Here is a 12,525-nt window from a genome sequence, read left to right as displayed (position 1 = left end):
AAGTCCATAACACGCTCTAAGTATCAAGCTCGCGCCGCTTCCAGGGCGCACGCCGGTGGATCAGCCCGGCTGTGTATAGTCCCGTACCTCCATCACAACTGTAACGGCTGACTCAAAGCCTCCAACTGCGCGGGAATGCTAGCGAGATTGAGCAAGTCGATGGTGGAGACGCTCACGCAGCGCCGCTTCTCAACACCGCCAGCCGGCCCCCCTACTTCGTACACAGCACGCCTTGGCTTCCAGCTGCCGAGTCCAGAGTGGTGTGGGTACAGCAAGATGACTTGGTCGACATCGTATCGTTGGGCATAGGCATACATCTGGTACATATCGGCCGAGGAAACGGACTCGTGCGCAGCGTCTTCACGGAGACGCTTCCATTTTGTGTCGATGACAACCGTTGGCTGGTGACCATGTGACACGACAACATCAGGCCGTAGCTCAAACGAACGACCGCCGTGCAGAGCGCGTGCCAGGTGACGTTTCGGTCCCTGCAACGCCACATTCAACCCCTGTTTGCTAAAGACTCTGCGCGCCTGCCTTCCGACGTACTCCTCGAACAGTTCGTTCATGTCAAAAAGCACAGCAAATCCGACGGCCGAACCTGCAATGAGGTCTGGCGAGCAGCCTTCGAGAAACAGTCTGGACATGCGCACCAAGGGTGCATATCGCTCACTGAGCCTGTCGACTCCGGCCTGTGTCCAGCTGATGGCTTGCGGACTCACGTCACTCACGTCCTGGAAGCAGAACAAGAGTTCGGAAACACTTCTGACGGTGGACTCGGCGCGGGCGGCTCCCAGCAGGACGCGCAACGCCGCCTTCAGAACACGGTTCAGCGGGTTGTCCTCGCAAAACTCATCAAAGGTGCAATAAAGTCGGTCCGGCCGTGCCAGGTTGTGCCTCAACTGGCGCGACACGTTCAGCCGACCACGAAGAACCGTAAGGTTGTCCTCACGGGATTCATAGCGACGCAACATCCCCCGACGCACTTGCAACCACAGCTGTTCGCAGTACAGACGAATCAGCACTTCCAAAATCGAGTGGTCGGTACGCTCGACCGCACTGACGGTATCGGCGTGTAGGGTCAAGCCAAGTGTAGCCGCGACCATTCTCACGAGACTGCGTCGTACTTCGTGGTTTTCGCCATCGATTTTCGGCAGCACCTCGACCTGGTGGCGTCCCAGTTGAATGACACCGACATAGTTCTGCGCGACCAGACTGTTACGCGGGCCGTTCTGGAAAACGGCAACACCCCGTGTGCGTCGGTATGACTCACTGAAACGTTCCAGTTCACGGTGCTGCGCCAGGGTCACCGTGCGCGACTCGGGACTGAATGCTGCACCGCAGTGGATGCGCCCATACTCTTGAACGCGCAAGACTGCAACCACGCTCACCGCCCCTCGTAGATGCGCCGATAGGCATGTACGGGAAAGGGAGCCGGATTGACCCGGTAAACCACACTCGACTCCGCATCCAGGTCATCATCTCCATCCAACGGAATCGGCAGCCTGACCACGCGCTGCACAAAGTCCCCCTCGCCGAAGTCGTAGAGCACGCGCCGAACCTGGGACCAGTTCTCATAGAAATACTCTTGCAGCAATGGCAGCACCTTGCGTCGGAAAGCACGTTCCAAGTCGTCGAGAGACTGCAGCCCCATCAAGTAGGCATGACCTATGGTGTGGTCCCGGTCGTAGAGAGCCTCAATACGTTGGTTTATTGCCTCCAACAACTGCCCGAGGTTGATTCCTTCAATCACATGGTCCTTCAGCAAGTCAGGATTTGGCATGACTTCTTCAAATTCAAACCGTCGGCGCAGTGCTGTGTCCAACAAAGCAATGGAGCGGTCTGCGGTATTCATTGTTCCCAGCAGGTAGAGATTCGAAGGAACCGAGAAGTCTTCCCCTGAGTAAGGCAGCTTGACCGTCACTGCGTTGGCTTGCCCCTCGCGCTTGTCCTCCTCAATCAGCGTGATAAGTTCACCAAATACCTTGGAGATGTTGGCTCGGTTGATTTCATCAATGATGATGACATGGGGCTGTACCGTGTCATTCTGATTTTCTTCAACCCCGCGTTGTGAAATATTTTCTGGCTGACCATGCTCGACTTTACCGAGCCCCCTTGCTGCTAGACAGGCACGCTTGAATGCACCTGGCAGCACTTCATAGACGACCTGTCCATCTTTTACGATGGGACGGAGTCCCTCCACGAACTCTTCATAGCCATACGACTGGTGGAACGTGACAAAAGACACTCGACCAGCCTTTCTAAGCTCCTCGAAACGCTTACGGACAACTATCTCCCCCCCTTCAGGCAGAAAACCATCACAAAGCTTAACCGTTCGACTTGTGGTAGTGTAAGTTTTACCTGTTCCTGGTGGACCATACAGTATCGTATTCAATTCCATCAATGATTTCTCTTTGGACCCAGACAACACTTCTCCAACTTTTGCTTTATCATTTGATTGACCACGGACTCCACCCCCGTACCATTCAAGCAGAGATTCAAGCTCATCAATCGTAGCAACAACAATTTTGTATGCACGCCCCGGCGGCTTTCCATACCCTGGCCCACTGAGCTTAGGTGCCACCGAAGAAAGTGAGGCCAATCGACCTTCATCTTCTTTGTAAAGTTGAAAGTGGCTAGGAACAACAGGCGGCCCAATGTCCTCAATCCAGATATTTACACGCGAACCCTCGCCCCTTGTTTCCACTGCCAGTTGTCGACCATTTTTCAGGATGTAGCCAGTCGCATACACATTTTTCGGCTCCACCCCACTATTCGACACATATCGATAAAATCGACAGTCCAATACTTCGATAACTTCCTTCCAACTCATTATTTAACACCACTCATTCATCACACTTCGCCATCTTGACTCCATAGATGCGATCTGATTTTTTTTCAAAAACAATTTTATCGCCAACCTGAGCTTTCGTGCTGCTATAAAAATCTTTGATTGCACCACGATTAGACGGACGAAACTTACCACCAGAGCGAAGCTCCATGAAGCACTGGACAGCATCGATAGCACCTTCATATTGCAACCAAATGCCACGCTCAGAGAGCAAATCCTTATTTTCACGACCAGTTCCGCGAGCAATAAAGCAGTCATCGGGAAAGAAGGTTTTATACTTAGAATCTATATTCATATAATTATTACCTTCTTTCATCCAAGCTTCTGACAAAATCTCTACATGCACTTCATTCGACATAAAACACCTTTCATTAAAAACAAAACTACCCAATCTCTTTTACCCAACACAACGTGTTTACCAGCGCCATTTCCTCCGGCTTGGAACACCTGATGGCCATCAACGCTGGGTTGGCAATGAACACCGCAAGACACTTGGCCCTTGAAATCGCCACGTTGAGCCGGTTCTTGCTGTACAGGAACTCGATGTTGCGCGGCAAGTAGTCACCATTGGAGGTCGCCATCGACACGATGACCACCTCGGCTTCCTGCCCCTGGAACTTGTCGACGGTCCCTACCCTAGCCCCCTCAGGCAATACCTTTTTCAAGAGGTTGACCTGCATGTTGTAAGGCGCCACGACCAGGATGTCGTCCAGCGTCAGGGGATGCACCTCGCCCTTCTTGTTTCGGTAGCGCTGCTTCAGCAGGCTCTCCACCATTTCCAGAACCAGCTGAGCCTCCTCTTCACTGCGCTGCGAGCACGCGTCATGGTTCACCGGCACGTAGGAAATGCCCGTAGCCTTCAAGGCCGCGTGCGCTCCGCTGTCAAGAACCAGTCCCTGGATGGCGTTGCCAGATTCAGCTAGCAGGCGACCGTCGTAGACTGCATCCGAGATGAAGCGACACACGTCCGGATGCATCCGCCAGGTAGTGCCCAGAAATATGCCGCGTTCCGGCGGAATCGTCGCCAGACCGTTGAGCAAAAACTCCAGCGATGACTCCCCGGAGCGACCGGGATGTACGCCTTGTATCGGCTGGCACAGCTGCATCTGGTCACCCAGCAGCACGATGTTTCGGGCAGACGTACCCATGGCCACGAGGTTGGCCAGCGCCACCTGCCCTGCTTCGTCGACGAAGATGTAGTCGAGTTGCTGGTCCATGTTGCCGTCGGCAAAAAGCCATGCGGTGCCTGCCACCAGCTGGTAGCCACCTTCGTCGTCGAGGTTTTCCCAAACGTCATCGTTGTTGAACACATCCTCGATGAAGTAGCCCTCAAAGTGGGTGTCTCCCTTTTTTGCAGTCGACTTTTTGGCACCTGAGAAACTGAAACCTTCCTGACGGGCTACTTTCTCGATGCCGGACAGCAGGTTGTTGATGGCCTTGTGGCTGTTCGAAGAGATGCCCACCTTGTAACCCTTCTGCATCAGGGCAACGATGACATGGGAGCCGGTATAGGTCTTGCCTGCCCCGGGTGGGCCCTGTACGAACAGGTAGCTGTTGTCCAGGTTGGCCACCGCCTCGACGATGGACGCCATCGGATTGCTGTCACCCAGCACAATCGGCATGCCAAGCTGGCGGCCCTTGATGCAGGGAAGTCTTTGGGTCAGGAAGGCTTCCAGCGCACCGTACTTCTGGTCTCCCGCCACGATGCTCTTACCGAAGCGGAACACGGCCTCAACCAGGGCCCTGGTCGACACCGGCATGCCCGGACCCAACGCGATTTGGCTCGGCAGAGGGTCCTTATTGGCTGCACGCGTGAAGCTGACGCGTCGATATTTTTCATCGACCACGAGATTGTTGACAGGGTCGGCGGTCTGGGCAATGGAGGCGGAATCGCTTGTCTTAAGCTTGGATTCCTGTTGCGGAAAGAGATAGGTGTACCGAATCGAGCGCCTTTCCTTCACGGGCGGATGGGCGGAGTCTTCCAGCAGGCCTGCCAGGCATTCACCATCCTCCAGCAGCTCTGCTTCCGTCAGTTCCATTCGGGAGAACATGGCCCACCATTCGGGCTTGGCAGCACGCCGGTGAAAGTCCAGCAACTGGTAGGTCAGCTCTTTGAGCGTCTCAGTTTCGCCCCAGACCGAACGGTCATTGGGCAACGCATCGACGAGTTGCTCGCGGTACGGCACAAGACGCTGCTCCTCTTCCGTGAGCGCGCCTACCTCAGGCTCTTCCCCAGCATCAGCTGATGAGGCCGAGAACCAAGTCGCACCACCAGGTCGCAGTGTCAACAGCCATTGCTGCAATTCGTAGGTGGAGCGGACATCGTCGAAGTTGTAGTCTTCGATATCTTTGAGGAGCTGCGGGTCACCCGTCTCCTTCCAGCGCTCGTAGTACACGATGCTGGCCCCCGCGCTCTTCACGTCCCCGGTGCGGCCTTCCAAGTAGAAATGTTCGATGTTCTTGATGGAATAGCGCGGCTCTGAGACACGAATCCCCTCCCGCACTACCTTGTAGAGGTCCACCAGCTTCTGAGTCCGGAACAGGTTGTCTACCTCTGCCTCGCGGGACCCATGCAAGGACATCAACTTCTTGAGTGCCGTTTGTTCGTAGGCCGCGTAATGGTAGATATGTGCATCGGGATGCCGCCTGAGCCAGCCGGTGACGAAGTCCATGAAGGACTCAAAGGCCACCTTTTCTTCAGCACGGCTGTGTGCCCAGAAAGCCTTGAACTGGGGTGTTCCTGCTTCAAGGAAGTAGAGGCCGAACAGATATTCCAGCCCGCCCTCCTCAAGCGGGTCGCCTTCCATGTCGAAGAAGAGGTCGCCAGCCGCGGGCCTGGGCAGACGCGCAAACCCTCTCAACTCGTCATCAACTTGTGGCAAGACCTCCAGGTGGCGCTGCCCCGTCTGGCGCCCCTGGTATTGAAGGCGTGCCTGATGACGCAGTTTTTCCAGCGTCTGCGGCAAAAGCTTGGAAATGGCGGCACCCGCGGGCAGGGTTGCCAATGCCTGCAGAGTAGACACGCCTGCCGTTTCCAGCTTCTTGACCTGCAGCCGGGTGATGTTGGCCACCTGGCTCAGGTGGTCGTCGTTGAGCCGTCGCTCGTCGCAAAGCTCGTTCCACTTGCACTGGCCGCACTTGTCGCAAGGAACCGGGTAGGTCTGAGCAGGAGGCTCTGCCACCCGGTCCAGGAAGCGCTGTGTGAGCATGCCGAGGTAGCGCGCGTAATCGGCGTAGCGGTAGGTCAGCTCCGTCTTGTCACCCAGCACCACGTGCATGGACAGGGGTTCGACACCCTGGATTTTGGCGACCATGGCCGAGTAATACGCCAGCTGGACGATGAACTTGGCCTTGGGGCTGCGAGCGAGCTTGGTGTCCAGGACCTCGTAGCTCCAATCACCCAGACTGGAAGGTAGATGGACTTTTCGCAGGAAATCGGCATGACCGATGAAACACCCGTCTTGCAAGGTCGCCTGGAAGATGATGTCATGGCCATCCCCCATGGCACGCCGGGTCGCCTCGACCTTCCGCGCCACGGAGTCGTTGTCCTTGGCGATGTCGATGACCCTCGCATGCCGGCGCTGGAGTTCGGCCAGGAACTCGGCCTCGTGGGCAAACCCCTTGGCCTGCATCAGCCTGACTTCCTCGCTGTCTGCTGACCGGGGCAGCGGGGTGTGCAGGTCCACCAGGTCGAGCGTCGTCAAATGCTCGCATTCCAGGTAGTTCACCAGGTCGGATGCGGAATAGAGAATGCCATCGTCACGCTTTTGCAAGATAACTTCCGTTTCTGGGTTATGTGCTTGTCCGTTGTCCTGGATTCGGCTCAGGTGGACGGTTCATCTTCCAGAGCCAGCAGGTCGCTGGCATCCAGACCTGATGACACCGACGCTGGCAGTTCCTCCACCCCGCGCAGCTTGCGCTCGATGGCCCGGGTACGCGTTCCGATTTCGCTGAACTTCTTGGCAGCGTTGTCGATGGACTTGTGCGTCGCATCCACGATGTCGCCGAACTTGCGAAACTCCGTCTTGACGCCTGACAGGATGCTCCAGACCTCGGAGGAGCGCTTTTCAATCGCCAGGGTGCGAAAGCCCAGTCGCAAGCTGTTGAGCATGGCGGCCAGGGTGGTCGGCCCCGCCACCACGATGCGGAACTGGTTCTGCAGGGCCTCGACCATGCCAGGAATGCGGCAGACCTCAGCAAACAACCCTTCGGTCGGCACGAACAGGATGGCGAAGTCGGTCGTGTTAGGCGGGTTGAGGTACTTGTCCTGAATCTTCTTGGCCTCCAGGCGAAGAGACGTCTCGAAGGCGTTGGCGGCTTTCTGAATCGTGTCCTTGTCAGCCGTCTCGTGTGCATCAATCAGACGCTGGTAATGCTCGACCGGGTACTTCGAGTCAATCGGGAGCCAGACGGTGTCGTCATCGCCCTTCCCCGGCATCTTGATGGCGAACTCGACCAGTTCGTTGCTTCCCGGAACGGTCTTGACGTTCTTGGCGTACTGCTCAGCCGTGAGCAAATTCTCGATGATGGCGCCCAGCTGGACTTCTCCCCAAGTGCCGCGGGTGCGCACGTTGGTCATGACACGCTTGAGGTCGCCCACGCTGCCAGCCAGGGTCTTCATCTCGCCAAGCCCGGCATGAACCTGCTCCAGCCGTTCGCTGACCAGCTTGAACGAGTCGCCCAGGCGCTGCTCCAGGGTCGCATGGAGCTTCTCATCCACGGTGCGCCGCATCTCTTCGAGCTTAGCCGTGTTGTCGGCCTGGATGGCCGCCAGGCGTTCGTTGAGGGCAGCACGCAGCTGTTCGGAGTTTTGTCGGGAACCTTGTGCCATCCCCTGCAGCTGCTGAGCCACGGCATCCTGCAAGGTGGCGAACTGGTTGCGAATCTGGCTGCCGTTGCCGTCGAGCTGGTCTTTCAGCGCCGAGGACATGACGCCGAGCTGGGACACGACGTCCTTCTTGAGGCCATCGAGCGTGCTGGCCGTGGTCAGGGCCAGGGCGTCGAAGCGGTCCTGAATCTGCTTCTCGAACGCATGGGAACTCTGGGCCATCGCCTCCCGGGACGTCTGGGTTTCGACGGACAGGCTCTTGAGGGTGGCGGAGAGGTCGTTGCGAAACGCCACCAGGGTCTCGGTCAACTCCTTGCGCGCCTGGGCACTTTCTGCCTGTGCCTGGCCAAACTGGATGGACTGTGCCTTGGCCGCCTCGTCCAGACGACCCTGAAGCCCCTGCTGGAGATTGTCGAAGCGGCTCGACATCGAGACGTCGAACCCGCCCAGTCGCTGTTCCAGCCTGGATTCGAGGGTGACGAACGCGGCAGTGAGTTCACCACGCCCTGCCCTGGCATCTTCCAGGGTCATGGCAAGCTTGGTATCCAGCTCACGGCGGCTGCTGTCCAGCCCCTCGGTGATGGTTTTCTGCAGGGATGACAGGCGCACGTCGATGTCTGCACCGAGCGTGCCCAGCCGCTGCGCAAGTTGGCTCTCGAACTGTTGGAAGGCGCCCATCAACTCAGCGCGACCTTTACGCGACTCCTCGACGGTCTTATCGAGCTTTTCGTCGAGGGTTTGGCGCGAGGCCTCCAGGGACTGGGCGGTCGAGGCCGTGAAATCGCGCAACTGGGCTTCGTTGCGCTCGGTGCCGGCCTCGTTGCGCGCACTCGACTGGGACAGGGATTGCAGCTGCTGCTCCATCAGCCCCAGCCGCACTGCGAGGTCTGCCGGGGTCTCAAACCTGTGCTTGCGCAGCACCAGAACCAGCTGCAGCACCAGTGTGATGACTGCAAGCGCAAGTGCAGCAAAGGTGATGGTCTCAATCATGATGTAGGTTCACTCTAGGAAAAGGCAAAAATGTAACGGAGAAGGGTTCGGGCTGACACCCGATTTGCCCTTCTCAATTGAACTGGTACCAGACAGGTCTTCTTCTGCGCACTCGTGGGCGTCGGCTGCGCCCAGGCCTCATCGAGGACAAGCTGATGTCCCTCAGCATCCGGCGGTAACGGTATCCGGTCGTGATGACGTAACCGTCAGAATTCACCACTGCATACAGGTTTCGCGCTTCGGTCATCCGGAGCAAGAGGCGATGCGGTTCGTGCCGGGCAATGGCAGCATCTAGCGCGGCATCGTCGAGGAAATGGAGTTCGCAGCCTCCCGGCCCATGCTGGCGGCGCCCATATTGCAGGAGGCAACCCAGTACCTCGTTCTCTACGCCCCGTTGCTGCATGCGAATCTCAGCATGCGGCGTCAGCATCGAATCCCAAGACCCCAATGCAGGGATGCGCCCATCAGACCAAGTCATCATGCTCATGCTGCGTCCTTAAAGTGATGAGTGAGTATTGACCTGGCAGTAGCTCATAGAATGAGCCACCGAGAAAATTTTTTTCACCAGCATGGACCGAACCGAGCGCTTCTACAAAATCGACAACCTCCTGCAGGCGAACAAAGTGGTCCCGATTGCGCAGATGCTGCGTGAACTCGAGATTTCCAAGGCGACTTTCAAGCGCGATATCGAGTACATGCGCGACAGGCTCCATGCCCCCATCGAATGGGACCGCGAGCGGGGCGGCTACCGTTATGCAAGCACACCAGAGACGGGCCGACAGGCGCTCCCCGGGCTCTGGTTCAATGCCAGCGAAGCGTATGCCCTGCTGATGATGCAGTCCCTTCTCTCTGACATGCAGCCAGGCTTGCTGAGGGCGCACATCGAACCCCTGAAGGCTCGGCTGCGCGCCGTCATCGAGACCGGCCACCACACGGCAGTCGACGTTGAGAACCGTGTACGGCTGCTCAAAGTCGCCACTCGCACGGTCTCCGACAAACACTTCGAGGTGGTCGCGGCAGCGCTCCTGGCACGCGAACGCCTCGAAATCGAGTACTACGGACGCGCACGAGACCAGTCGACGATGCGGGAGGTATCCCCTCAGCTGCTGGTGCACTACAAAAGCAACTGGTATCTGGTTGCCTGGTGCCACCTACGGGAAGACGTACGGTCGTTCTCGATAGACGCCATCAAGCATGGCAAACCGTCGGCCAAGCGGGCCAAAGAGATACCGATAGCAGCGCTCGACGAATTCATCGGCAAGGGCTACGGGATTTTTTCGGGAGAAAATGTGCGTTGGGCGAAGCTGCGTTTTTCGGCAGTACAGGCTCGCTGGGTTTCTCGGGAACAGTGGCACCCCAAGCAACGAACTTACCCGTCTGACGACGGCAGCCTGGTTATAGAAGTGCCTTTCACAGATGTCCGGGAACTGTCGATGGACATCCTGCGCCATGGTAGGCACGTTGAGGTACTTGAGCCTCCCGACTTGCGTGAGAGCGTCCGACAGGAACTTACCTTAGCACTGGCCAGCTACTAGAAGGTCCAGTCAGAGAAGTGGCTGGTGAGTGCGCGCATGTCGTCAAAGCAGGATCGGCGATAGCGCGCGTACAGCTGCGTGAAGCGCTCATCGGGTCGTCGTGGGTATTCAGCGATACGTGGAGGCAGGCCACCCCCAGCCGGTCGCAAGTGATGGTGAAGACCTGACCGGCCCCTTTTTCGTAGCCCGGCAGATGCAAGCGTAGGCGGCGCATGACCTCGTCACGCTGGATGGGAGCCCGGATCTCCTCGAAGTGCAGCAACAGCCAGAGCTCGAAGCTCGGCACCGAGGCGATCGCCTGGAAGCACACGGCTTGCTTGTTGTCATTGCGCAGCTTGCCGTCGAGCGAGTCGGCCAGTTGCAGGGCGTCGAAATAGCTGGTGTGATCATCCCGGTCAAACACGGCATAGACCTGCTCGAAGGCACGCGGCTGGATCTGCTTGTGCCGGTCCCCGCTCTCGAACAAAGACCTGGCATATTGCACCACCTGTATCGGCGCCGTCCCGAGTTCACTGGGATGCACCTCGACGTTGGCCGTGTGCAGGCGGTAGGCTGTCCGGATTTCCCTGAAGTAGTTGGGCTCGGTCTTGCTGCCTTCCGAGACGATCAGGATGCGGTCGTAGCTGGCGCGACGGCCCTGCTTGCGCTCCAGCTGCTTGCGCTGCCGCTCTTTGGGAGAGTTGTCGCGGGCCATCAGTGTTGCAAGCCCATCGTGTGGCTCAGGAAAGGCACGCCACCGTAGCGTCCCATCAGGTAACCGCGCTCCAGCGCCTCGTCCTTGCGCGGGCTGAATTCCGACAGCGCCACCAGGGTGGACGCCTGCTCCCTGTCCTTCTCGACAAACCAGATCTGGTCACGCCGGAACAGGTCGGGCGCGTCGAGCAGCGACGTGTCATGGGTGGTGAAGATCAGCTGCGCGCCACCCGTGTTGACCTCGGGCCTGTGGAACAGGCGCACCAACTCGCGCACCAGCAGGGTGTGCAGGCTGGTGTCGAGCTCGTCGATGACCAGGGTCAGCCCTTTTTGCAGGATGTCGAGCACCGGACCGGCCAGGAACAAGAGGTTGCGCGTGCCGCTGGACTCGTCCACTAGGTCGAACACCGCACGCCCCTGCTCGGTCACATATGAGAAGCGCAACTGATGCTCTTCCACTTCTTCCTCGCTGCGCACCTCGGTCCTGCCCGCCAGCAAGTCGAAATGCACCGCCTGCCCTGGCACTTTTCGGGTGACGACTTCGATGTTGTCAATGCTGATGTCCGCCGCCGTCAGGAAGTCACAGATCTGCTGGCGACCCTGGGCTTGCTTGAGCATCTGGATCGAGATGTGCGGGCTGAGCTGGGCCTGCTCGTTGAAGATGACCAGTCGGTTGGCAAACCAGTCGAACACCGGGCGCAAGGCTTCGCTGTTGAGCTGCACGGCCATCGAAAGGAACAAGGCGTTGGGCCGGGTAGCGCCTTCCCACAGGCTCTTGGCCCCCTTGAGTCCGGGGCCGTATTCGTACATGTCCTTGCCAGAGGCCTCGTCAAACCGGCGCTCGAACCAGCGCTGCGGCTTGAATGCCTTGTAGACCAGCAGGTGCTCGCTGACGATGCGCTGCGCCGTCATGGCAAAGCCGTACTGGTAGCGCACGCCATCGAGGATGAAGGTGAGCTCGAACTCGGTCGGCTGGCTGGAGGACCAATCATCGAGCCGGAAGGGCTGGATGGCGTAGGACTGGCCAGGCTGGATGACGGCTGCCGATTCGAGCACCACGCCCCGCATGAACTGCAGGGACTTGACGAGGTTGGACTTGCCCCCAGCGTTGGCCCCGTACACCACGGCACTGCGCAGCAGACTGGGCGCCGCCTTCAGGCCCGTCCCCAGGGTATGGGTGTCGTGCAGGGTCTGATCCTTGGACGCCACCATGCTCAAAACCTGCTCGTCGCGCAGGCTACGGAAGTTCTTGACCCGGAACTCGACAAGCATCACTTGAACCAATTTAATAAAATATCTCTATATTATGCGATACTAAGTCGAAATAAAGGTTTATTTTGATACTCCAGACCACATGCGGTACGCTGCGCGAGAAGCAAGGCCCGCTCGCGGACCAAGGTGGTCACCGTGATCGTTGCGTCCGCAGTTCCTGAGTGCGGACGCAATCTTGACAAGAGTCCCATGCCGACGCCGCCAGCCGGCCGGATCGGCATGTGGACGATTCAATCTGACAGACTTGCCGTCGGTTGTATCTGAGTCTCGTCGCTGAAGCTCTGGCTAGGTCCTTTCGAGCGCGGCTTACCAAAGTCGCAATACCCCTCGACCTCCGACACTGTGGAGATCGCAGA

General features: G+C 58.1%; 9 protein-coding genes. 1 reads left to right on the top strand and 8 read right to left on the bottom strand.

What is annotated here, in order from left to right; translation table 11 throughout:
* Nucleotides 1–92: 92 nt before the first annotated feature.
* The 6 genes from C6P61_RS13135 to C6P61_RS17740 all read right to left on the bottom strand — a co-directional run bounded on the left by C6P61_RS13135 (nt 93) and on the right by C6P61_RS17740 (nt 9,156).
* Nucleotides 93–1,385, bottom strand: coding sequence for an McrC family protein (locus tag C6P61_RS13135; protein ID WP_170067390.1), 1,293 nt, complete (start codon nt 1,383–1,385; stop codon nt 93–95).
* A gap of 2 nt (nt 1,386–1,387) precedes the next feature.
* Complete coding sequence (locus C6P61_RS13130) at nt 1,388–2,833, bottom strand: McrB family protein (RefSeq protein ID WP_105730382.1); 1,446 nt, start codon at nt 2,831–2,833, stop codon at nt 1,388–1,390.
* A 13-nt stretch (nt 2,834–2,846) separates the two neighbouring features.
* Nucleotides 2,847–3,209, bottom strand: coding sequence for a hypothetical protein (locus tag C6P61_RS17745; RefSeq protein ID WP_146115053.1), 363 nt, complete (start codon nt 3,207–3,209; stop codon nt 2,847–2,849).
* A gap of 25 nt (nt 3,210–3,234) precedes the next feature.
* On the bottom strand, nt 3,235–6,624 hold the full coding sequence (locus C6P61_RS13125; protein ID WP_105730381.1) for a TM0106 family RecB-like putative nuclease: 3,390 nt from the start codon (nt 6,622–6,624) through the stop codon (nt 3,235–3,237).
* Between the two features lie 50 nt (nt 6,625–6,674).
* A complete protein-coding gene (locus C6P61_RS13120) occupies nt 6,675–8,357 on the bottom strand; it encodes a DNA recombination protein RmuC (RefSeq protein ID WP_425319753.1) in 1,683 nt (560 codons plus the stop codon).
* Nucleotides 8,358–8,742: 385 nt separating this feature from the next.
* On the bottom strand, nt 8,743–9,156 hold the full coding sequence (locus C6P61_RS17740; protein ID WP_146115052.1) for a hypothetical protein: 414 nt from the start codon (nt 9,154–9,156) through the stop codon (nt 8,743–8,745).
* A gap of 82 nt (nt 9,157–9,238) precedes the next feature.
* Between C6P61_RS17740 and C6P61_RS13115 the strand changes: the two genes are divergently transcribed.
* Nucleotides 9,239–10,204, top strand: a complete 966-nt coding sequence (locus C6P61_RS13115) for a helix-turn-helix transcriptional regulator (RefSeq protein WP_105730379.1) — start codon at nt 9,239–9,241, stop codon at nt 10,202–10,204.
* Here C6P61_RS13115 and C6P61_RS13110 read toward each other — a convergent pair.
* The gene (locus tag C6P61_RS13110) at nt 10,179–10,898 is read right to left on the bottom strand and encodes an RloB family protein (RefSeq protein ID WP_105730378.1); all 720 of its coding nucleotides are present in this window, start codon (nt 10,896–10,898) and stop codon (nt 10,179–10,181) included. The genes C6P61_RS13115 and C6P61_RS13110 overlap by 26 nt on opposite strands.
* Complete coding sequence (locus tag C6P61_RS13105; RefSeq protein ID WP_105730377.1) at nt 10,898–12,169, bottom strand: AAA family ATPase; 1,272 nt, start codon at nt 12,167–12,169, stop codon at nt 10,898–10,900. The genes C6P61_RS13110 and C6P61_RS13105 overlap by 1 nt, the downstream gene beginning before the upstream one ends.
* Nucleotides 12,170–12,525: the final 356 nt, after the last annotated feature.

Source organism: Malikia spinosa (assembly GCF_002980625.1).
GTDB lineage: Bacteria > Pseudomonadota > Gammaproteobacteria > Burkholderiales > Burkholderiaceae_C > Malikia > Malikia spinosa.
Note: the sequence above shows the minus strand (reverse complement) of the source record. Positions and strands in the feature narration are given on the sequence as shown.